At 43.6% G+C, this 21,173-nt stretch carries 20 protein-coding genes; 11 read left to right on the top strand and 9 right to left on the bottom strand.

Annotated features, from left to right (window positions below):
- The first annotated feature begins 49 nt into the window (after nt 1-49).
- The 4 genes from AAFF35_RS15570 to AAFF35_RS15555 all read left to right on the top strand — a co-directional run bounded on the left by AAFF35_RS15570 (nt 50) and on the right by AAFF35_RS15555 (nt 4,625).
- On the top strand, nt 50-739 hold the full coding sequence (locus tag AAFF35_RS15570; RefSeq protein ID WP_342327441.1) for an ABC transporter ATP-binding protein: 690 nt from the start codon (nt 50-52) through the stop codon (nt 737-739).
- The gene (locus AAFF35_RS15565) at nt 732-3,305 is read left to right on the top strand and encodes an FtsX-like permease family protein (protein ID WP_342327440.1); all 2,574 of its coding nucleotides are present in this window, start codon (nt 732-734) and stop codon (nt 3,303-3,305) included. Before AAFF35_RS15570 ends, AAFF35_RS15565 begins: the two co-directional genes overlap by 8 nt.
- Nucleotides 3,306-3,695 carry a DUF2784 domain-containing protein gene (locus tag AAFF35_RS15560; RefSeq protein ID WP_342327439.1) on the top strand — a complete coding sequence of 130 codons (390 nt, stop codon included), beginning with the start codon at nt 3,306-3,308 and terminating at the stop codon, nt 3,693-3,695.
- 177 nt (nt 3,696-3,872) lie between these two features.
- A complete protein-coding gene (locus tag AAFF35_RS15555) occupies nt 3,873-4,625 on the top strand; it encodes a hypothetical protein (protein ID WP_342327438.1) in 753 nt (250 codons plus the stop codon).
- Here the strand turns inward: AAFF35_RS15555 and AAFF35_RS15550 are convergent.
- Together AAFF35_RS15550 and AAFF35_RS15545 are read right to left on the bottom strand one after the other, a co-directional pair.
- Nucleotides 4,618-5,475: an HD domain-containing protein gene (locus tag AAFF35_RS15550; RefSeq protein WP_342327437.1), complete on the bottom strand. Its 858-nt coding sequence runs from the start codon at nt 5,473-5,475 to the stop codon at nt 4,618-4,620. The two genes, AAFF35_RS15555 and AAFF35_RS15550, sit on opposite strands and share 8 nt — an antisense overlap.
- Before the next feature lie 115 nt (nt 5,476-5,590).
- A complete protein-coding gene (locus AAFF35_RS15545) occupies nt 5,591-6,451 on the bottom strand; it encodes an SDR family oxidoreductase (RefSeq protein ID WP_342327435.1) in 861 nt (286 codons plus the stop codon).
- 93 nt (nt 6,452-6,544) lie between these two features.
- On the opposite strand from AAFF35_RS15545, the gene AAFF35_RS15540 reads away from it, so the two are divergent.
- The 3 genes from AAFF35_RS15540 (at nt 6,545) to AAFF35_RS15530 (ending at nt 10,748) form a co-directional block, all read left to right on the top strand.
- A complete protein-coding gene (locus AAFF35_RS15540) occupies nt 6,545-7,732 on the top strand; it encodes an MFS transporter (protein WP_342327434.1) in 1,188 nt (395 codons plus the stop codon).
- Nucleotides 7,733-7,843: 111 nt separating this feature from the next.
- Nucleotides 7,844-9,529, top strand: a complete 1,686-nt coding sequence (locus AAFF35_RS15535) for a sodium/sugar symporter (protein ID WP_342327433.1) — start codon at nt 7,844-7,846, stop codon at nt 9,527-9,529.
- A gap of 238 nt (nt 9,530-9,767) precedes the next feature.
- Nucleotides 9,768-10,748, top strand: coding sequence for a type IX secretion system membrane protein PorP/SprF (locus AAFF35_RS15530; protein ID WP_342327432.1), 981 nt, complete (start codon nt 9,768-9,770; stop codon nt 10,746-10,748).
- 37 nt (nt 10,749-10,785) lie between these two features.
- Here the strand turns inward: AAFF35_RS15530 and AAFF35_RS15525 are convergent, their stop codons facing one another.
- From AAFF35_RS15525 to AAFF35_RS15510, 4 genes are read right to left on the bottom strand one after another with little or no spacing between them, the layout of a single operon-like run.
- A complete protein-coding gene (locus AAFF35_RS15525) occupies nt 10,786-11,988 on the bottom strand; it encodes a Gfo/Idh/MocA family oxidoreductase (RefSeq protein ID WP_342327431.1) in 1,203 nt (400 codons plus the stop codon).
- A gap of 2 nt (nt 11,989-11,990) precedes the next feature.
- Nucleotides 11,991-13,349: a Gfo/Idh/MocA family oxidoreductase gene (locus AAFF35_RS15520; protein ID WP_342327430.1), complete on the bottom strand. Its 1,359-nt coding sequence runs from the start codon at nt 13,347-13,349 to the stop codon at nt 11,991-11,993.
- 12 nt (nt 13,350-13,361) lie between these two features.
- Nucleotides 13,362-14,723 carry a DUF1080 domain-containing protein gene (locus AAFF35_RS15515; protein ID WP_342327429.1) on the bottom strand — a complete coding sequence of 454 codons (1,362 nt, stop codon included), beginning with the start codon at nt 14,721-14,723 and terminating at the stop codon, nt 13,362-13,364.
- A 33-nt stretch (nt 14,724-14,756) separates the two neighbouring features.
- A complete protein-coding gene (locus AAFF35_RS15510) occupies nt 14,757-15,788 on the bottom strand; it encodes a PmoA family protein (RefSeq protein ID WP_342327428.1) in 1,032 nt (343 codons plus the stop codon).
- Between the two features lie 185 nt (nt 15,789-15,973).
- On the opposite strand from AAFF35_RS15510, the gene AAFF35_RS15505 reads away from it, so the two are divergent.
- The gene (locus AAFF35_RS15505) at nt 15,974-17,002 is read left to right on the top strand and encodes an LD-carboxypeptidase (protein ID WP_342327427.1); all 1,029 of its coding nucleotides are present in this window, start codon (nt 15,974-15,976) and stop codon (nt 17,000-17,002) included.
- On the opposite strand, the gene AAFF35_RS15500 is transcribed toward AAFF35_RS15505, so the two are convergent.
- Both AAFF35_RS15500 and AAFF35_RS15495 read right to left on the bottom strand, forming a co-directional pair.
- The gene (locus tag AAFF35_RS15500; RefSeq protein WP_342327426.1) at nt 16,999-17,238 is read right to left on the bottom strand and encodes a hypothetical protein; all 240 of its coding nucleotides are present in this window, start codon (nt 17,236-17,238) and stop codon (nt 16,999-17,001) included. The genes AAFF35_RS15505 and AAFF35_RS15500 overlap by 4 nt on opposite strands.
- 8 nt (nt 17,239-17,246) lie before the next feature.
- A complete protein-coding gene (locus AAFF35_RS15495) occupies nt 17,247-17,507 on the bottom strand; it encodes a YtxH domain-containing protein (RefSeq protein WP_342327425.1) in 261 nt (86 codons plus the stop codon).
- Between the two features lie 99 nt (nt 17,508-17,606).
- Here AAFF35_RS15495 and xseA point away from each other — a divergent pair, with 99 nt between their 5' ends.
- Genes xseA through AAFF35_RS15480 form a run of 3 tightly spaced genes read left to right on the top strand, consistent with a single transcriptional unit; the run spans nt 17,607 to nt 20,122 of the window.
- Entirely contained in the window at nt 17,607-18,980 is a 1,374-nt protein-coding gene (xseA, locus tag AAFF35_RS15490; RefSeq protein ID WP_342327424.1) for an exodeoxyribonuclease VII large subunit, read from the top strand.
- Nucleotides 18,958-19,161 (top strand): exodeoxyribonuclease VII small subunit, encoded by a 204-nt coding sequence (gene xseB, locus AAFF35_RS15485; protein ID WP_069381539.1) that lies wholly within the window; start codon nt 18,958-18,960, stop codon nt 19,159-19,161. The genes xseA and xseB overlap by 23 nt, the downstream gene beginning before the upstream one ends.
- 40 nt (nt 19,162-19,201) lie before the next feature.
- Nucleotides 19,202-20,122: a tetratricopeptide repeat protein gene (locus tag AAFF35_RS15480; RefSeq protein ID WP_342327423.1), complete on the top strand. Its 921-nt coding sequence runs from the start codon at nt 19,202-19,204 to the stop codon at nt 20,120-20,122.
- Here the strand turns inward: AAFF35_RS15480 and AAFF35_RS15475 are convergent.
- A complete protein-coding gene (locus AAFF35_RS15475) occupies nt 20,117-21,103 on the bottom strand; it encodes an NAD(P)-dependent oxidoreductase (RefSeq protein ID WP_342327422.1) in 987 nt (328 codons plus the stop codon). The two genes, AAFF35_RS15480 and AAFF35_RS15475, sit on opposite strands and share 6 nt — an antisense overlap.
- Between the last annotated feature and the right edge of the window lie 70 nt (nt 21,104-21,173).

Genomic DNA, 21,173 nt, shown 5'->3' with positions numbered 1-21,173 from the left:
AGTCAATATTGCCGATAGCGTGTATATTTAAACAAAAAGAACTCCGCCCGTGGAAAATATCCTTAACATTCGAAACGTAAGTAAAATTTATCAAAACGCGGGGCATCAGCTCACCGTACTGGACAAGATCAGCTTTTCTATTCAAACAGGATCTACAGTTTCCATCACAGGGCCATCAGGAAGTGGAAAAACAACTTTATTAGGCCTTTGTGCAGGATTGGACCGTTCAAGCTCAGGTAGTGTCGAGCTGAACCAAGTAACATTAGATCAGTTAACTGAAGATCAGCGTGCGGCGGTGAGAAACAAATATGTAGGATTCATTTTTCAGAATTTCCAACTCCTGCCTACACTCACGGCCTTAGAAAATGTGATGGTGCCACTGGAGTTGAGGGGAGAGAAAAATATTAAAAGCCATGCGATGGATTTACTGGATAAGGTTGGCCTTGCCGATCGTTCCGGACATTATCCCATTCAACTCTCTGGAGGAGAACAGCAACGTGTATCCCTAGCGCGGGCATTTTCCAATAAACCGGCCATACTTTTTGCCGATGAACCCACAGGAAATCTGGATGCTGAAACGAGTGATAAAGTCGTCAAGCTCATGTTTGATCTGAACAGGGAAGCCGGGACAACACTGGTGATCGTTACTCACGACCTGGACCTTGCGGGGAAAACCAACAGGATGATCAAATTAAAAGGTGGTGTCATCATCTCAGACTTAGAATTGAGCCATGCCTGATCAGAAATTCGATATCAAAAGAACGGTAAACTACGCCTGGCTGTTAAAGATGGCCTGGAGAGACAGCCGGAAAAACAGATCCAGACTTTTTCTTTTTATCTCTTCCATCGTATTGGGAATTGCGGCATTGGTAGCCGTCTATTCTTTCAGGGATAACCTTCAACGAGACATAGACAATCAGGCAAAAGAATTAACTGGTGCAGATTTAGTGATAGAAAGTCGTAGGGCACCAAAAGAGGCTGTTGTGGCTTTATTGGATACCCTCGGACAACAACGGGCCCAGGAAAGAAACTTTGTCTCCATGGTTTATTTTATAAAAGGGGCCGGAAGCAGGCTGATTCAGGTGAGAGCGCTGGAAGGAAATTATCCTTTTTATGGAACAATAGAAACGAGCCCTGTTGCTGCTGCCCAAACTTTCAAACAGGACAGAAATGCTTTGGTAGACAAAACACTAATGTTGCAGTTTAATGCGGCAGTAGGGGATTCCATTAAGATCGGAGCGCTCCATTTTGCGATTGCCGGAAACCTGGAAAGCGTTCCCGGACAAAGTGGAATTGCCAGTACGGTTACCCCGGTTGTATATATTCCGCTTCAATATCTGGAACAAACAGGATTAAATCAGCTGGGCAGCAGAATTCAATACCGCTATTTTTATAAGTATGATCGGGTGGCTTCCGTAGAACGGGACCTGAAACGTCATCAGCGACTTTTTAATAAAGAAGGGCTGGATCATGAAACTGTGGCCACCAAAAAAGCAAGTACCGGGAGGGCGTTTGGGAATTTGAATAAATTTCTGGCACTATCTGGTTTTATCGCTCTTTTATTGGGTTGCGTTGGAGTAGGAAGCGCCATTCATGTTTATATTAAAGAAAAATTGGGTACCATTGCCACTTTAAGATGCCTGGGCTTAAATGCGGGAGAAGCCTTTCTCATTTACCTGATTCAAATTGCCGTGATCGGTTTTATTGGCGCCGTCGCTGGTGCCTTGTTGGGGACCCTGGTGCAATTCGCCTTACCTTTGATCTTACAGGATTTTATCCCAATAGAGATTAGCATGCAGATTTCATGGATGGCAATCGCACAGGGGCTGGCTATAGGACTGATCATTTCCATTTTATTCGCCCTGCCGTCCTTACTTTCGGTCCGGAATATTTCCCCTTTAAATGCCATCAGGGTCTCTTTTGATTCTGTTACCGCGAAGCGGGACCCTTTAAAATGGATGGTTTATGGTGTGATTGTCTTGTTTGTTTATGGATTTACGTATCTGCAAATGAATGGATGGGTAGAGGCATTGGTGTTTATGCTGGGGATTCTGATCGCTTTTCTTTTACTCGCCGGGCTTTCAAAACTGCTCATGCTGATTTTAAGAAAGTCCATTCCGGATACGATGAACTATTTATGGCGACAAGGGTTTGCGAATCTTTACCGGCCCAATAACCAGACTTTAATGCTAACAGTGTCGATAGGTCTATCCACTGTTTTTATCGTGACACTTTACCTTGTACAGGGTGTTTTGCTGAACAAGGTTTCCCTTTCTTCTGATGCGTCGCAATCTAATATGGTGCTGTTTGACATTCAAACCAGTCAGAAGGAAGCATTGGCGAATTTAACGAGGCAGCATAAATTACCGGTGCTGGGCCAGGTGCCCATTGTAACGATGAGGATTGAAGAGATCAATGGCAAAACCGCTGAGGATTTGGATAAAGCAGATAGTCTGCAGCAAAAAAATGGCAACTCGGCATTGCGCGCCTTCAGAGGAGAAATCCGTGCCACTTATCAGGCTGATTTGAGGGCGACAGAAGAGCTGGTGGGAGGAAAATGGACGGGTACGACACCCGCAGGAGGAGCCATTAAAATCTCGTTGGAAAAGGGCTATGCCGAAAGGATCAATGTAAAAGTTGGCGATAAAATTGTTTTCAATGTGCAGGGCTTGTTATTGCCCACGGAAATTGGAAGTTTGAGAATGGTAGATTGGAATACGGTTCAACCTAATTTCAGGGTGGTGTTCCCGACAGGAGCATTGGAACAGGCACCGCAATTTTATGTCCTGATGACGCATGTGCCTAATGAAAAAGTATCTGCTGATTTTCAGGTTGCCGTAGTTAAAAGCTTTCCGAATGTGTCTATTATTAATTTAGGTATGATCTTGCAAATACTTAATGATCTGCTTACTAAGATTAATTTTGTGATTCGTTTTATGGCAGGCTTCAGTATGGTAACCGGTTGGATTGTACTCTTGTCAGCGGTGATGAGTAGTAAGGGGCAACGATTGAGAGAAAGCGTTTTATTGAGAACAATGGGAGCTAATAGGAGACAAATTCTGACCATCACTGCACTGGAATATTTATTTTTGGGGGTCCTGGCTTCGGCAGCAGGAATCATTCTCGCACTAGCAGCCAGCTGGGCAGTTGCCGCCTTTAGCTTAAATGCTACCTTTGCTCCGGATGTTTTGCCTTTAATCGCATTTTTTATGGCTATTCCGCTATTGGTGATGGTGACGGGGATTTATAGCAGCAGGAGTGTCCTTAACCATCCTCCATTGGAAATTTTAAGAAAAGAAGCGTAAATGAGCCTGAATGTTTTAGATTTTATATATACCCTTGTTCATCTGTTGATTATTGGTTTCAATCTTTTTGCCTGGGCATTTCGGTCAACCAGAAGACTTCATTTATATGGAGTCGCGGTTACCCTGGCTTGCTGGCTGATTCTGGGCATCTGGTACGGGATCGGTTATTGCCCGGTAACGGATTGGCAATGGCAGGTAAAAGCACAACTCGGAGAACAAAATCTACCCAATTCATTCGTTAAATATTATGCGGACAAGATCAGCGGCCAATCGGTTGATGCAAATCTGATCGATGTGCTTACCGCGGGTTCTTTTCTTTTATCCATCATCATCTCTGTTTATCTGAACTTTTTTAGTAAAAAATCAAAGCTAAAAGCAAAGTCTAACTGAACTTGGTAACAGCGCTGTTACTCTGCTTTTTATGAAAGCTAATCAAGAGCAGTAGGAGCTTAACTCTCAGTGTGAAAGCACATTTAACAACGGTTTTTTGTGTGTAATTTCCTATGTTTAGAAAATTTAGCATCAAAAATCACGTTTGATTATTGTTTTGTTAACGAATCTGCAGTTATGAATAAACCATTTATATATCCTTTCTTTTTCCTGCTGATTTTATTCAGCTCCTGTTCTTCTGTATATATGCCGAACGTTCCGAACACACCGATGTTGAGTCAAAAGGGGGAGTTTAGCGGAGGTGCGCACATTACCCCCAGAGGTAATGCCAGTATCAATGGTGCCTATGCAATTTCCAATCACCTTGGTGTCTTATTTAGCGGTGCCTATTTGAACAAGGAGAGAACAACAAAAGATTACCGCAATAAATCCATAGAGATTGGCGGGGGATATTTTGACACCTTTGGTCCGGACAACAACAGGATTATCGAATTATATGTAGGTTATGGTGGTGGCAGTACCGACCGTAATTTCAGAGAGTATGACGACAATAAGGTGCTGACCAAAAATATTGCGGAGGAATTCACCTACACCAAAACCTTCTTACAGGTAAATTACAGCTCCAAGAAAAACAGCAACTTCCGCCTGTTTGGAACCAATTTTCCTTTAAATTATGGAACTGCACTCCGGATCAGTCATGTGAAGATGGATACCTTCCTGAGCAACGATGTAGCTCAACCTAAAGAAGACAACATGTTCATAGAGCCCATTTTCTTCACCAGGATGCGTTTAAGTGATGCTGTTCAACTCCAATATACCACCAGCGGTAATTTTGGCTTAAAAAGCCGCAAATTCATGAATGCAGGCAATTCCATCTTTACAGTAGGTGCAGTAGTGAACCTCGGCGGAAAGAAAAAAGAAGTTAAATAGATAAGATCGCCTTCAGGTTCCGGAGTTTAGTTTTTAGCCCGGAGCCCTTTTTCAAAAAAGCAGGATAACCTTTCTGAAGTTTAATGGACTTTATAGCTTCATAACCTAAGGCAATGCTTCGGATCTTATTCAGTAGAAAAGTATCATCTTTAAATAGATCAGCTTCATTTAAAAAACCATTCTTTAGAAAGTCACGAATCAATACCGCCATTTCCTGATTGGCATAAAGGTGGAGTGGGAGGTTAAAGACTTCCTGATTCAAACGCTCAAAAAGATGGTTGATCCAATCGACCTGTGCCTCGTCGGTGACCACTAATTTACCTTCATGAACCCTGATGTGTTCTAAAAATAGTTTCGCTGCAGGCCTGCTGATCAATCCTGCATGTAAAGAATCCCTTAAAGTATAATCCAGGCGGTCTGCACATAAATGGGGTATGGGTTGCTCCAGGATAGAAAAGGATCCGTCAAGGATCTGATCCACGTGATAACCATGTTTAATCAGCACCGCAGGTATATCAGAATTCATCAGTATCTCGGCAAACATTTCTTCATGATAATTCTCTTCCCTGTTTTGAAATACATAATCTCCTACATGTGAAAAGACGGTATGAGAAACATCATGCAGCAATCCGGCAATCTGCTCCAGCTCGGTACCTCCAAGCATGCGGATGAGCAGCATCACCCCGATGGAATGTTCCAGGCGGGAGTGGCTCAGATCCGGGTTTACTAAAAATATGGCGCCACTATGATGGATTCCGGCAAGTCGCTTCATCGCCGCAGTAGCCAATAAATCTTCAAAAACTGCAGGCAGTTCTACATTTCCATAAAGCAAATCACTTACTCTTACCATATTTTTTAAGCTAAATTAATTCCTGACCTTTCCGTTCGGTATCGTTGAATAACGGAGATACAATATTACTAATTATTTTAGTATTAAAAAATAAAATATGCTAACAATAATAGATTTATCCGTTAATGATCTCACCGCCATTTGGATGCAATACCTGTCCGGTCATATAACTGGCATCTTCAGAAGCGAGGAAGACATAACATGGCGCTACCTCATTTGGTTCCCCGGCTCTTTTCAGGGGAACATCTGATCCGAAAGTGGCTACATGCGCAGGAGGGAAGGATGCAGGAATAAGCGGAGTCCAGATTGGTCCCGGTGCGACCCCATTGACCCTGATTTTCCTTGAAGCAAGCGCAGTCGACAACGACCTGATAAAACCTGCTATTGCGCTTTTAGTCGCCGCATAATCAATTAAATGATCACTGCCACGGTAAGCGGTGACTGAAGTGGTACAGATAATACTACTTCCTTCTTTAAGGTATTTCAGGGCTGCCTTGCTGAGGTAAAAATGAGGGAAGACATTGGTTCTGAAAGTCTTTTCCAATTGTGCCGCTGTAATCTTTTCCAGACCATCCTGCGGATACTGAACAGCGGCATTGTTGACCAGTATATCGAGTTGCCCGAATGCTTTGATGACCTGATTAATAAGCTTTTTACAATGTTTTTCATTTGAGATATCACCGGAGACCGCAATCCCTTTCCGGCCCATTTTCTCGACAGCAGCTATCGTCGTTTGTGCATCCTCATGCTCATTCAGGTAACTGATCAGTACATCGGCACCTTCCTGCGCAAAAGCGAGCGCTACTGCACGGCCAATGCCACTGTCGCCACCGGTAATGAGTGCTACCTTCCCTTCCAGCTTCAATTTCCTTTCAGCTGGTTCATACTCCGGTGCGGGCTTCATCAGTGTTTCCAATCCCGGTTGCCGGTCCTGATGTTGCTTCGGTCGGATGTTTTTCTCTTGTTCCTTTTTCATATGAATAGCTTTGTTTTTGTAACAAATCAGTCGGGTAAAGGGTTTCATAAGAATGATATTTACCTATCTTTGGCGGATATCCATTCCTTTCCGATGCAACGATCTTCCGATACCATTTATACTTTACAGTTTGGACTTGTTTGTTTAAGCTCCTTTCTCTTTTCTGCAAGTTTCAACATGCTGATTCCTGAATTGCCTGCCTATTTAAGCAATATGGGAGGAGCAGAGTATAAAGGATTGATCATTGCCTTATTTACACTTACCGCAGGAATATCCAGGCCATTCAGCGGAAAGCTGACCGATACCATTGGCCGGGTTCCCGTGATGGCCGTAGGGTCACTCGTTTGTTTTGTCTGCGGTTTCCTGTATCCATTGCTGACTACCGTTGCTGGCTTCCTTTTTCTGCGGTTAATCCATGGCTTTTCTACCGGATTTAAACCTACAGCTACCGCGGCCTATGTTGCAGACCTTGTTCCGGTTAACCGATGGGGAGAAGCCATGGGAGTTCATGGCGTTTGCTTCAGCACCGGACTGGCGATCGGACCTGCAATCGGCAGCACCATTACCGATCATTACTCCATCAATATACTTTTCTATTGTTCCTCACTGTTCGCGCTGTTGTCTATTGTGATCCTGGCGAACATGAAAGAAACCTTAGCCAATAAAGAGAAATTTAAATTTGCTCATTTAAAGATCAACAGAAAAGACATTATCGAATGGCGGGTAATCCCATCGGTGATCATCATTTTTCTGAGTTATGTCAGCTATGGTGCGATCCTTACTGTGATATCCGACTGGAGTAAACACCTTGGAACGAGTAACAAAGGGCTGTTTTTTATGGTTTTTACCTTGACCTCCCTTTTGATCCGTTTTGTAGCAGGAAAGGCTTCAGACCGTTATGGAAGAGCCATCATATTAAAAATCTCTTTGTGCCTGCTGGCCATCTCCCTGTTCTGGATCGCCGTATCAGACTCTTCAGTGATGCTGATGTCAGCTTCAGCACTCTATGGTGTTGCCACAGGTATGTTATCTCCAACGGCCACGGCCTGGACGGTAGACCTGAGTAATCCGCTCCACCGCGGGAAGGCAATGGCCACCATGTACATCGCATTGGAAGCCGGTATCGGATTAGGCGCATTGCTCGCAGGATGGTTGTTTATCGATGACCTGGCGATGATTCCGGTTACTTTCAATTATTGTACAGGAATTACCTTACTTGCCCTTGTTTATTTGCAATTTGTCTATAAACCAAAGCCTTTGATTCCGGAATCGACCTCCTGATCAACTTCAGTCCTAAGCCCGCATTTAAATTTATTTGGCTTTTCTGCTACTTTCTGAAAGTTATGCCAAATAAATTTATATTTTAGCTAGCTAATCAACATTTAAACCACAATGAGCTCACTTCACAAATACGATTACATCGTATTTTTCGTTTACTTCGTCATCGTATCCTCCTACGGTTTCTGGATCTATTACAAAAAGAAGACTGCATCGGCAGACTCCAAAGACTATTTTTTAGCCGAAGGTTCTTTAACCTGGTGGGCCATCGGCGCCTCCCTGATTGCCTCTAATATCTCTGCAGAGCAGATGATTGGAATGAGCGGCTCCGGATTTAAACTCGGCCTCGCCATTTCTGCTTACGAGTGGATGGCTTCCGCAACATTAATTATTGTTGCAGTGTTCTTTATGCCGGTCTATCTAAAGAATAAGATCTTTACTATGCCTCAGTTCCTGAGTCAGCGGTACAATGAAAAAGTAGCGATGATCATGGCTGTATTCTGGTTGATGCTGTACATTGTGGTGAACCTGATGTCTATCCTTTATCTGGGGGCATTGGCCATCAGTGGCATCTCAGGACTTGACCTTACCGCCTGTATCCTTGCACTGGCCATCTTTGCCATTTTCATTACCCTTGGCGGAATGAAGGTAATTGGTTATACCGATGTGATCCAGGTTTTCTTTTTGATTCTCGGTGGATTGGTAGCGACTTATATCGCTTTAAACCTGATCTCCGGTGGACAAGGAATCGTTAAAGGATTCGGACTATTAAGGACGGGTGCTTCAGAACATTTCCACCTGATCTTTAAAAAGGATAACGCGAATTATATGGACCTTCCCGGATTAAGTGTACTGATCGGAGGGATGTGGATTGCCAACCTGAGTTACTGGGGTTGTAATCAGTATATTACGCAAAGAGCGCTGGGTGCTTCGTTACCAGTTGCCAGATCAGGTCTTTTATTTGCAGCCTTTTTGAAAATGCTGATGCCGGTGATTGTCGTGATTCCTGGTATTGCCGTATATTTAATCGTTAAAGACAATATGGGTGGAATAAATGGAAGCAGTTTACTGACCGCTTCCGGTGTGCAGGATCCAAACAAAGCTTACCCGGCCTTACTTGGTCTGTTGCCGGTTGGTTTAAAAGGGCTTTCCTTTGCGGCATTAACTGCTGCCATTGTTGCTTCCCTTGCCGGAAAAGCAAACAGTATTGCCACGATTTTTACCCTTGATATTTATAAAAAAGCATTTGAGCCCAATGCGGGAGAACAAAGAATGGTCAATGTAGGAAAGATTACCGTAGTGGTATCTATGCTGATTGCCGTAGTGCTTTCGCTGATCGTAGGTGACGCCCTGATGGGAGAAGGAAAACAAGGATTCCAATACATTCAGGAATATACCGGATTTGTATCTCCTGGAATCTTTGCCATGTTCATTCTTGGATTCTTCTGGAAGAAAACAACCTCTAATGCGGCATTATTTGCTACCATCGGTGGTTTCATTGTGTCGGTGGTCCTTAAATTCTTACCCGGATGGGTTGACCTTTCAGGTTTATATGAATACGGATGGGCAGTAGCCAATTCTTCAGGTGTATTTGAAATTCCATTTATGGATAGAATGCTGATCGTTTTCGCGGTCTGTATCCTGGGTATGTACCTGATTAGTATTTATGAGAACAAAAAAGGAATCGTTCCTAAAGGTCTGGAGATCGATGTGAAGATGTTTAAAGTATCTACGTCATTCGCGATTGGCGCATTGATCATCATCACTTTAATCGTTGCCTTATATTCTGCCTTCTGGTAAGCATTAAAGAAATTATCAAAAAAAACGCCTTCATGCATAATGAAGGCGTTTTTTTTTGATAATCCCATCTGTGTTCCGGTATAATAGTCATTAATTTGATTTAAAAATCAATAAAATTTAATAAATGCAATATTATTGATTTTACGATAAAATATTTGGTAAATAGAAATTTGTTTAACTAATTATATCTATATAGATTAGTGGCGTGTCTAAAGGAGCCCTGCTTACCTATCTATTAATGAGTATTGCCATGTTGTGTGAGGCACAACAAAGGCCTCAGTATACCCAGTATATATTTAACAACTATATATTGAATCCCGCCATTTCCGGGATAGAGAACTATACAGATGTTAAATTCGGATACAGAAATCAGTGGCGTGGGATAGACCAGGCACCGATTACGGCCTATTTTTCCGTGCACATGCCTTTGGGAAAACAATACCTGTATGGCAATTCCAACTCTTTTGATGAAAAGGGAAATAACCCGATGAAGAGAAATTTTGTACATACCTATATGGCTTCAGAGCCACACCATGGGGTAGGTGTTTATGGGGTGGTAGATAGAACAGGTCCGATTACGAGTAGTGATTTCAAAATAACTTATGCTTACCACCTGGGCCTTTCCCCAAAACTGAATCTGAGTGTCGGCGTAGCAGCGGGCATTTCGAGGCTGATTCTGGACATTTCCAAGATCAGTCTGGAGAATAGTTTTGATCCTGCAGTGGCGGAAAATGCGAATAATAAATTAAAACCCGATCTGGCAGCGGGACTCTGGCTTTATGGGGCCAACTTTTTTGCAGGGCTTTCTGCGCAGCAGCTCCTGAACAGGCCGATTAGTTTCAGTGAAGATGCTACGTATAATCAAGGGAAACAGGTGCCCCATGTTTTCTTCACCGGAGGCTATAAGTTTTTCCTCAGCGATGAGATCGCCGCTTTGCCTTCTGTGATGTTCAAATATGTGAATCCGGCGCCGGTATCAACAGATGTAAACTTGAAGTTTGCTTTTAAAGACAAGTTCTGGCTAGGGGGGAGCTACCGGTCTAACGATGCCTTTGCTGTGCTTGCAGGCTTTAACGTCAGTTCTCTCTTTGTGTTGGGCTATTCTTATGATTTTACGACTTCCGAGTTAGGTAAAGTAAGTACAGGGAGCCATGAGGTGGTATTAGGGATTTTACTAAACAACCGATACAAAGTAACCTGTCCGCAGAAGAACTGGTAAAGCGTCATATTTACCAGCATTTCTGCGGACAAGGAAATTAAACATTATACCTGCTGTCCCATTTCTCTATGCGTTCCTCATACAACGCTTTATTGGCAAGGTGTACGCATATCGCTGTTGTCGCTCCGGTGATCACATTGGAGTCTGGTTGTTTTTTCTCTACGATAGAGCGATGAAAGTCTTTCAGGGAATAATATGTGCCATCTTTAGCCGGAAGATCCGTTTTTATTGGAATTCCACCGTCCTTGTCCCAAACAATTTTTGTGGCACCGGTCACCCCGTCAACGGTTTCCAGTTCCTTTTTATTGCTTTTTTCAGGGTAAAATATAGCTTCATTGACCAATAAGGAAATCGTTCCTTTTGTGCCCTTCAGTTTAAACAAATAGCTGTCGCGTTCGTTGGCCAGTGTGGTTCCAAAGTTTCCGATCATTCCTTCTTTTGCATAGCGGAACATCACCTGGACATTGTCATAAGTCTCCCTGCCATCCTTGTAAAAGTCGATTCCACCAGTGGCGAAGATTTCCTGAGGATGGGTGTCAAAGGCCCAGTTGATGAAATCCATCTGATGAGAAAGCAGTTCTGCCATCAGACCTCCGGAATATTCTTTATACATCCGCCAGTTGATCTTTCTTTCCAGTGAAGGGTCCGGAACACTTCTGCGCCAATTGTTGTTCCTGTCCCAGCGACTGTCAATCTGAGTTACTTTCCCCAGGTAGCCTTTATCGATCATTTCTTTGACCTTATAGTAAATGGGGGCATAACGGTATTGATGACCTACCTGCAGAATCTGATCCGGATGTTGTTTCACAATCTTCACCAGGTCTAAGGCTTCAGCAATGTTATAGGTCATTGTTTTTTCGAGATATACATGCTTTCCGGCATTCAGTGCAGCTACGGCAATCGGAAAATGCATATTTAAAGGCGTAGAAATAAATACTGCCCTGATGGTTTTATCATCAAGCAGGGCACGGTAATCCTGATATTGCTTTAATCCCGGCCGTTGTTTCAAGGTTTCTTTGAGCCTGAAATCCAGTACATCACAAATTGCCGCGACTTCAAACTCCGCGGGGAGCTGGGCTGCAATATGAAGCAGTCCTTTTCCCCGGTCTCCACAGCCAATAATGGCGACTTTGATTCTTCCTTCCGGATCTCCGGCAGTCGTTTTTCCAAACATATCCTTAGGCAGTAATAATCCGCCGGCGAGGATACCTGTATTTTGTATGAATTCTCTTCTGAACATGTTTAATATTTAAATACTTTACCATCCACCATCACTTCCTGTGTCTTTTCATCGAAGGTCGCTTTTTTGCCGGTTCTTGCGGCAGCGTTGGTCATGATATTTGCAATGGAATGGTAATAACCGGCTTCTACCGGCGCATTCGTTTGTTCCCGGCTGCGCACACATTCCATCCAGTTCCTCATATGGGCAGAAGTCAGCTTGTCTCCACCTGTATTGGCGGAAGCAGCCACTTTCTCCACCATATCGGTCAGCTTTAATTCCGGCAGGAGGTTGGGCTGCATGTGCATCGCACTGGCCGCATTTGCCTTTAATCCACCTTTTGGAGAAACCATATTGGTATTCAGGTTCAATTCTCCGCCATTGGCATAATAGATTTCCGCAGGGTTTTCATCACCATTGTGCATCCTTGAAGTGAAGACCACCTGAAATCCATTTTGCGGATCATCGGCCTTACCATAGTCAAACACTGCCGTCGTGGTATCCCAGTTCCGGCGGCCATCTTTCCACTGGTAGATCCCGCCATTGGCCACCACGCTTCTCGGATGCTGGAGTCCGGTAAACCAATGTACCGTATCAATCTGGTGCGACATCCATTGTCCGGGCATTCCAGAGGAATAGGGCCAGAACAAACGATATTCCAGGTATTTGCGGGGATCCCATTCTTCAAAAGGACGGTTGATGAGGAAGCGTTTCCAATCGGTATCCTCCTGTTTTAATTTCGCAACGAGTTCAGGTCTGCGCCATCGGCCGGGCTGGTTTACATTCCAGCTCAGCTCGACCATCGTGATGTCGCCAAATTTCCCATCCTGGATAAATTTAGAGGCTGCTTTATAGTTCCCGCCGCTTCTTCTTTGAGAGCCGATCTGAACAATTTGTTTTGATGCTTTCACCGCCTTCAAGGCTGCGCGTGCGTCTTCCATTGTTTCTGCAAAGGGTTTCTCGCAATAGACATCACAGTTGGCCCTGATGGCTTCGATGGCATGCACTGCGTGCTGAAAATCGGCAGTACTGACAATCACTGCATCAATATCTTTCAGGTTGTATAATTCTTCATTGTTGCGGCAGGCAGTGATGTCATGTCCGAATTTAGTTTTGAGCAGATCTACGCCCAGGTTCCTGCGGTAATTCCAGAGGTCTGAGACCGCTACCATATCAAAGTTGAGTTCTTTATGGTGGTTTAAGAAACTAGGCAGGAGGGAGCCTGCAAAGCGGTCAGAGAAGCCGACCACACCAACCCTGACCCGGTCGTTGGCGCCAATGATATTTCCATAGCTTTTTGCACTTAAACCCATTGTTCCCATATAGGTTCCTGCCGCGGCAATTGCCGATTGTTTGATGAATTTTCTTCTTGAGGATAACATAAACAGGGGGATTTAAAGTTGTTTTAATTTAATACTTCTAAAAGAAACCTGATCACCATGGTCCTGAATCAGGATATGTCCTTTTGGTGCCATTCCGAAATCTTTCCAGTTTTTATATTTGCTGTCTGCTACCAGGGCAAGAAATTCTGCAGATCCTCTGGTATATTCCAGGATCTTATAGCCGTTCAGCCAATATTCAATTTTATTATCCGGATAGACCCTGATCAGGCCTCTGTTCCATTCTCCAATTTTCTTTTGTGCATTTGGGATCTTTTTGCTGGTCATCAGGTCATATAAAGAGCCCAATGTACGGTTGCCGTCTTTTCCAAGTTTTGCATCCGGATGTTTTGCATCGTCAAGAATCTGATATTCCGGGCCGATTGCCGAACCTTTGTTTCCTTCTGTGAGGGTTACAAAGTATTTAATCCCGCTATTGGCACCTTCGGTTAATTTGAAATCGAATTTTAATTCAAATGCGGAATATTGTTTCTCGGTTACGATATCACCACCATTGGTAGATTCTCCGCCGTTTGATTTCTGTACGCTCAATTCACCATCCTTAATTAACCAGCCACTTGAAGGAAAAGTTGATTTATAAGCACCTTTCCATCCTTTACTCGTTTTACCATCCCATAACAAGGAATAGCCTTCTGCTTTTTCCTGAGAGGACAGGTCGTTTGGCACGAGGTTCACAACAAATATTCCATCATTTTTAGAAGGTCTAAGGTTTGTGGTCTGAATCCGGATATTGCGCCAGCGAATCTGTTTCCCCGGTTGGTCATTTTTACCGATACTATGAACCTGTAAGGCGATAAATCCGCTAGGTGTCATGGCATCTACGACATTTGCTGTCGGAACACCATTTACCCAGGTTCTGATGGAATTGCCAATACATTCTACCCGATATTTGTTCCATTGGTTATTTTTGAAGGCCGCTTTTCCCTGCGGGTTGATGTCCAAAGGATATAGCCAGCCTCTTCTTGATTCGTCATAAATCCCACCGCTAAACTGTCTGTCGGAAGGATCGATCTCTACCTGATAGCCATGAACCCTGCCATTTGAATAATCAGCCTTACTTTCGCTACGGATCTGCACCCCGGAATTCATGGAAGGATCTACCCATAGTTCCAGCTCGAGGATAAAGTCGCCGTAATTTTTCTCAGTGGTCAGAAAGGAGTTGGGTTGATTGGAGACGGTAGTACCCACAATTTCCCCGTTAACTACTTCATATTTTGCTTGTCCGTTAAGTTGTTTCCATCCGCTCAGGTCTTTTCCATTAAACAGGTTTTGCCATTTCTGGCTCTGGGCCTGTAGGGTCATGGGTGCAGTTCCCAGGAATAAAGCGGCTAAAATTAATAATTTTTTACTTTTCATTTGTGTGTGTTTACTTCTGTTTTTAGGTGGTTCTTATTTTTTTTTACTAAATTCTAATGCTTGTTGTTGCAGGGTGACAATGCCTGGTTTTTCTGAGGAAGTAAGGAGGATCCGGTAACGGAAGGTAACCGATGTTCCCGGCAGTAAGCGCAGGTTCAAACTTTCCTTTCCTTTGCTGAACACTTCCTGACCCAATGGATTTGCGGCGAACAAGCCATAATCACGGGCATGCCAATAGGTAGGGTATCCGGGATTTTTAGGGTGGTCAATCATAGCCACAGAGATTTCCTGTCCGTCCTTTACTCCGGACAACAAACACCAGTCGGCTCTGGTACCCCAAGCCTCATTTCCTTTTTTTCCTGCACTCGTCAGGTAATCTCCGTTTGCCCCGTTTGTGGAAGCAGATACTTTGGTCCGGTTTCCCTGGCTATCGCTAAACTCGGCCACCTGATTGGAAGGCAGTTCCAGTTCTTTGGTCACCCGTAAGCCGAGCATTCCATCTTTTACATCTTTGAAATAAACGGTATCCTTTACTGCAGTCAGCGTCGTGATCCTGTCGACAGTTCTGGTATGCGCTGTCCCTGAAAAAATCAGGGTAGTCCGTTCTTTCAGCAATACATGCTGATCTTGTCTTTCCCAGTTTGCGGTATAAACTAGCTTTCCTTCTTTCGCTCCATCTTTCGTCTGAAGGACCTCCACGGACCTGATCCACCCATATTTGCTCTTTTTCTCTGCGGGGATGTTATAGGAATTGTTCCAGAAATCGAGGCCGTTCACGCTTTCATAATTTAGCCATAAGCCCACATGGTGCGGATGGTCTGTTCTTTCCTGATCCCTGGTCTCCAGTGGAAATCCACGGGTAATGGTGAGTCCGCTTGCTGTATTTAAAGGATATAAGATCGGTTTTTCGAGCTGACTGGAATAGAGAAAACTACTGAAATGACGGCCATCAATAAGCACATCAATTTTATTTCCGTCCTTATAGGGGATAAAACCTACATTTTTAGTCTGCGCGTTGACTTGCAGACACCCGCTCAAAAGCGCCAGGATCAGGTATTTCTTCATATTTGGTGAGCTAACTTTTTCCGATGATCAGAGGTAACTGCAACGGTTGTTTTAAGCTAATATACTTTTCTTCGGATAGAAAGCGTTCAGAAACCGGCTTTATCGGCTAAAAAAATTACGAAAACGATGGAGTAAACTGGCGATGTCCGGAATTACCCTTATCATTGTGTATAGCAATCTGCAAAATGAACAGGAAACATTTTCTTTCTTTTATGGCGATGGCGGGCGCAACATTTCCGGCATTAAAATCTTTTGGAAGCTCAGCAATACCGGAGCCAGCAGCGGTAGTAAAAATTCCCGGCTATTTAAAGGCAGGAGATACCATAGGGATCACTTGTCCGGCGGGCTTCATTACCATGGCGGAGATATTACCTTCCATTCAATTGATGGAAAGCTGGGGCTTTCGTGTTAAAATAGGAAAGACCGTAGACAGAAGGGATTTTACTTTCGGAGGATCCGATCAGGAACGGATGCTGGACATGCAGAACATGCTCGACGATCCGGATTTAAAGGCCATTATGTGTGCGAGGGGAGGCTATGGCGCCGTCCGCATCATTGACCTGCTGAATTTTGACCGCTTTGTAGCCAGTCCGAAATGGATGATCGGATTTAGCGATGTGACGGTACTACATTGCCACCTTAACCGTAAATACGGGATTGCTTCTATACATTCCAAAATGTGCAATAGTTTTCCTTCAGACTGGTCGCTTGCCGATCCGGTTCAGATAGAGACCATCCTTTCTATCCGGCAGGCATTGAGCGGGGAGCAGTTAAAGTATAGCGCAGCTCCGCATGCTTTTAACAGGCCAGGGAAAACCGAAGGTGTGCTTGTTGGGGGGAACCTCAGCATCATTGAAACGTTGGCAGGCAGTAAATCGGATTTAAAGACGGAAGGTAAAATCCTGTTTCTGGAAGATACCGGAGAATACTTGTACCGTCTGGACCGCATGTTCTGGAACCTGAAGCGGACCGGAAAACTGGAACAGCTGCAAGGACTGATCATCGGCGGCTTTAAAGTAAAACCCGATGATCCAGGTGAGGAATTTGGCAAAACCCTTTATGACATCGTTCAGGAAAAAGTAAAAGAATACAATTATCCGGTCAGTTTTGATTTCCCTGTTGGCCACCAAAAGAACAATTTTGCCCTAAAATGTGGGGTCAAACATAGCTTTGAAGTCAATAGTAATGGCAGCAGTCTGACCTCCTTATACTAGCTTTTCTTTTTTCCACCAAACCAGGATTTCACCTTGTTAAATAAGGAACTGACCTTTTCTTTAGGCTTTTTCGTGTATTTACTGATCAGATAACCGGGGCTATACTGATGGATATAGGTTTTTACTCCATTTTTGATCGAGTCTTCATGCTGCTGAGTGTCGTTCTGAAGTTCCTTTTGTTTATTTTTAAGATCCTTTAAATTGTGAATCTCCTTGTAATCGTAAATTTTTCCCATCTATCTGTCTATACGTGTTCCACATGATCATTGTAATCATCCTGGTCAAATCTAAGGCTGATCGCATTACTCAGGCGATCTTTAATGTTTTCTAAATGATCGATCTTATTTTCTGCCCCATCCTGAAGATGGTGACTGAGGTCTTTTAAGGAAAGGCTCAAATCATCACGGGTATCGCTTCCTTTTTCCGGAGCCAGTAATAAACCCAGGGCGGCACCGGCGGCCATCCCTGCAAATACTCCCAATAGTATTCTTGCATTTTCGTTCATAAAAAATTTATTGTTCTTCGTCTATTATAAACTGTAACAAGGGTAGATTTGTTTTTAGAATTCCTAACTTTAGGCAATTATCATAGATATTTATAACCCTTGAGCACTATTCCTTCTATAAAGCTGTCTGAGCTGACCAGTCAAATCCAACAGGTAATTGATGGGGCTTTCGGACATAAAACATTCTGGATCATTGCCGATATCACCAATTACACCTATAAACCTCAAAGCAATTACCATTATTTTGAGCTGGTGGAGAAAGATAAAACGGCCGCGAAAATCCTGGCAAAGGTTGCGGGCAGGGCATGGGGTAACGCCTCCCTGAATATTAGCAATTTTGAGAAAGCAACCGGTCAGAAATTCAAGAACGACATCAATGTGTTAATCCAGGTATCGGTACAGTATAATCCGTCTTTTGGCCTGCAGCTCAATTTATTGGATATCGACACGAATTTCACGCTGGGCTTATTTGAGCAACAGCGTAAAGAAACCCTGGAAAGACTGCTTCGGGAAAATCAGGCTTTTATCAAAAAAGCAGGGGATGGCTACATCACCAGGAACAGCGAACTGGCGCTCAATCAGGTGATCCAGCGGATTGCGGTCATCTCTTCGGATACTTCTGCCGGATTTCAGGATTTTAAACATACCCTGGAGCACAACCCGTTTGACTATAAATTTCATATTGACGATTACTTTGCTTTGGTGCAGGGCGATGGAAACGCAAAGCAGTTCCTGGCGAGAATTATTGAGGTTTTCGAATCGCAAAAACCTTATGATGCCCTGGTCATTATTCGCGGAGGTGGTGCTCAGACCGACTTCCTGATTTTTGACAATTATGAACTTAACCGGGCAATTGCCAAGTTTCCCATTCCGGTCATCACCGGAATCGGGCATCAGAAGAATGAGACCATTGCCGATTTAATGGCGCATACGTCTACCAAAACACCCACTAAAGCGGCAGAATTCATCATTGCCCATAACCGGGCTTTTGAGGACAACCTGATTGCGACGCAGAAAATGATCCTGATCAAGACCTATCAAATGATCAATCATCATAAAGACAGGCTGGTGCGGCTCAATCAGATCACAATCAATACCACCCGGAACCTGTTGCATGAGCACCATAAAAACATTATGAATTTATCCGGAATGGTCCTCACCAATCCGAGGATCATCATTTCCAACAGGCGGAAAGACCTGAGCAACCTCCAGCTGAACCTGCAATCTTACAGCAAGCTGTATTTATTGAATAAAACGGCCCACATTGCCCATTTCCAGTCGGTGATGAGGATCATGAGCCCGCAAAATATACTGAACAAGGGATTCGCCATTATTAAAGTGGATGGAAAGATTGCCGGAAATGCGGACCAGATAGAGGTGGGCACAGAATTGACGGTGAGGCTGGCGAATTCTGAAATAAAAACAATTGTAAAATCTAAATCAGCATACGATGAAAACGAATTTAACTTATGAGTTGGCTTATAGGGAGCTTGCCGAAATTGCTCAGGAAATAGAGACAGAATCGGTTTCTGTGGATATTCTGGCAGAAAAGGTGAAACGGGCTTCTGAACTCATTGAATTCTGTCAGAACAAGTTGCGCGCAACCGAGACAGAAGTAAATAAAATCATTAAGCAAATGGAGAATCAAAAGTAGTATCTTAGTCAGATTCGTAAACCATTAAAGCTTAAACAATATGTCTACACAAGGGAATTTTAATGCCGAACAAGAAGAAGAGTTTTTCAATAAGATTGACCAGGTTTATGATTTAACGGAGGCCTCAGATTTTGATGCTGCAGAACAATTGTTGTTGCAGATCGATGGTTCCATTTCCGGGCCTAAGGAAAACAGTAGCGTGGGGGGAGTAGTGCTCGACAGCATTTACTCTTTTTATGAGCAAACAGGAGCATTGGAAAAGGCTTTGCCTTTCTTCCTGGAAGAGACGGATTATCTGAAAGAAAAAATGAATCATCAGAAGATCAGTTCGACACGCCATTTTTTAACTACAGGAGCAATCTATTATGCTTTAAAGGAGCTGGATCATGCCCGTACTTATTTCGGTATTGCCTATGAAAAAGAAGGCAGCCGGATTTTTCAGGATGAGAACTCAGATTACCTGAGGATCGCATTGATGGATGATGCGGAATTCGAAGCCTTTAAAACGGATTTCGTTCCGAACAAAGATGAGGAGCAACTGGAACTCACAGAAGAACAGCAGGAATTGCTGGATCAGTACTGTGAAGAAGGAAATGCAGAGATGGACAAAGAGAATTTCTCCGGAGCTATTGCAGCGTTTAACAAAGCTTTGGAAGTTTTGCCAGCACCAAAAGACGATTGGGAAGCAACAGCATGGATTTCAGCGTCCATTGGTGATGCCTATTTCAGCGAGAAAAAATACAAAGAAGCATTAGATCATTTACACCGCGCGTACCAGATTTACGGTGCTGAAGATCCCAGTGCATTTGTATTGCTGCGCATGGGACAAAGCTATCTGGAGCTTAAAGAAGAAAAACATGCCACAGATTACCTGCACCATGCCTACAAATTAGAAGGTAAGGAGCTGTTTGAGGATGATAAAAAATACCTTAAATTTTTGAGCTCGAAGGTAAAACTATAACCAGTTATTGCTTTTATACCAGCTAACCGTTTCATTCAGTCCTTTTTCAAGGTCGTATTCCGGTTCATAGCCCAGGTCAGCTTTTACATGGTCGATATTACAAGCCCAATTGATTGCGGTGAGTTCGGCCATCTTTTCTTTATTAAGAGCAGGAGTATTCCTGCTCTTTGCATAAAACACATCCATTAAAGTTGCCATTGCCCCTACAATAGGTACAGGCAGGTGGAACTTGAAAGTCTTTTTATGCAAAGCCTTTTTGATGAAATCTGCTAAGGCATAGCGATTGTAAATATGACCGTCTGAAACATTATATTGTTTAGACACCAGAGGAGAGAACAGTGCTTTCAGGAGTATTGCGGCAAGGTCTTTTACGTACACAAAGCTTAATTGTTGGGTAAAACTGCCGATATGAGGTTCCAGTCCTTTATTAATGCTGTTGAACAGGATAAACAGGTCTTTTTCCCTCGGACCGTATACGGCAGTAGGGCGGATCACAATCAGGGGAAGTCCGGGAATTTCAGCCAGGTATTGTTCTGCGAGTAATTTACTCGCGCCATAATTGGTCACCGGTTTTCCGACGGTATCATCCTGAATCTCGGCCGTTAAATCCCTCAGCGGGCCCAAAGCGGCCAGGCTGCTCACAAATACAAATTTATGCAAATCTATCGCAGCAGTACTTGCTGCTAAAGCCAGGTTTCTGGAATAGTCTGCATTGATCTTATTATAGGTTTCCTTTGTTTTCGCTTTGGTGATTCCGGCCACATGAATGATGTAGTGGTATTGTTTTTCTTCCAGCTCTATTTTAAGGCGCTCTACGGAACTATAATCCAGATGGGTGTATTGGATGTCAAACTCCTTTAAATGTGCTCTGTCCGTGTCCGGACGAACGGCAGCGTAGACTTCCAATCCGGCAGCCAATGCTTGATTGATCAAATGATAACCAACAAAGCCTGTTGCTCCGGTAATCAGTACCTTTTTCATCTGGATATATTTTTGTAGGATCTTTTAATGATGATCTAAAGCAGGTATCAGCAGAATGCCGATACCGCTT

Source organism: Pedobacter sp. FW305-3-2-15-E-R2A2, assembly GCF_038446955.1.
Classification (GTDB): Bacteria; Bacteroidota; Bacteroidia; order Sphingobacteriales; family Sphingobacteriaceae; genus Pedobacter.
Note: the sequence above shows the minus strand (reverse complement) of the source record. Positions and strands in the feature narration are given on the sequence as shown.

What these genes read in the sequence shown, in the direction of transcription:
- AAFF35_RS15565 (WP_342327440.1), top strand. Translation starts at nt 732, where the DNA reads ATGCCTGATCAGAAATTCGATATCAAAAGAACGGTAAACTACGCCTGG.
- AAFF35_RS15560 (WP_342327439.1), top strand. Translation starts at nt 3,306, where the DNA reads ATGAGCCTGAATGTTTTAGATTTTATATATACCCTTGTTCATCTGTTG.
- AAFF35_RS15555 (WP_342327438.1), top strand. Translation starts at nt 3,873, where the DNA reads ATGAATAAACCATTTATATATCCTTTCTTTTTCCTGCTGATTTTATTC.
- AAFF35_RS15550 (WP_342327437.1), bottom strand. Translation starts at nt 5,475, where the DNA reads ATGGTAAGAGTAAGTGATTTGCTTTATGGAAATGTAGAACTGCCTGCA.
- AAFF35_RS15545 (WP_342327435.1), bottom strand. Translation starts at nt 6,451, where the DNA reads ATGAAAAAGGAACAAGAGAAAAACATCCGACCGAAGCAACATCAGGAC.
- AAFF35_RS15540 (WP_342327434.1), top strand. Translation starts at nt 6,545, where the DNA reads ATGCAACGATCTTCCGATACCATTTATACTTTACAGTTTGGACTTGTT.
- AAFF35_RS15535 (WP_342327433.1), top strand. Translation starts at nt 7,844, where the DNA reads ATGAGCTCACTTCACAAATACGATTACATCGTATTTTTCGTTTACTTC.
- AAFF35_RS15530 (WP_342327432.1), top strand. Translation starts at nt 9,768, where the DNA reads ATGAGTATTGCCATGTTGTGTGAGGCACAACAAAGGCCTCAGTATACC.
- AAFF35_RS15525 (WP_342327431.1), bottom strand. Translation starts at nt 11,988, where the DNA reads ATGTTCAGAAGAGAATTCATACAAAATACAGGTATCCTCGCCGGCGGA.
- AAFF35_RS15520 (WP_342327430.1), bottom strand. Translation starts at nt 13,349, where the DNA reads ATGTTATCCTCAAGAAGAAAATTCATCAAACAATCGGCAATTGCCGCG.
- AAFF35_RS15515 (WP_342327429.1), bottom strand. Translation starts at nt 14,723, where the DNA reads ATGAAAAGTAAAAAATTATTAATTTTAGCCGCTTTATTCCTGGGAACT.
- AAFF35_RS15510 (WP_342327428.1), bottom strand. Translation starts at nt 15,788, where the DNA reads ATGAAGAAATACCTGATCCTGGCGCTTTTGAGCGGGTGTCTGCAAGTC.
- AAFF35_RS15505 (WP_342327427.1), top strand. Translation starts at nt 15,974, where the DNA reads ATGAACAGGAAACATTTTCTTTCTTTTATGGCGATGGCGGGCGCAACA.
- AAFF35_RS15500 (WP_342327426.1), bottom strand. Translation starts at nt 17,238, where the DNA reads ATGGGAAAAATTTACGATTACAAGGAGATTCACAATTTAAAGGATCTT.
- AAFF35_RS15495 (WP_342327425.1), bottom strand. Translation starts at nt 17,507, where the DNA reads ATGAACGAAAATGCAAGAATACTATTGGGAGTATTTGCAGGGATGGCC.
- xseB (WP_069381539.1), top strand. Translation starts at nt 18,958, where the DNA reads ATGAAAACGAATTTAACTTATGAGTTGGCTTATAGGGAGCTTGCCGAA.
- AAFF35_RS15480 (WP_342327423.1), top strand. Translation starts at nt 19,202, where the DNA reads ATGTCTACACAAGGGAATTTTAATGCCGAACAAGAAGAAGAGTTTTTC.
- AAFF35_RS15475 (WP_342327422.1), bottom strand. Translation starts at nt 21,103, where the DNA reads ATGAAAAAGGTACTGATTACCGGAGCAACAGGCTTTGTTGGTTATCAT.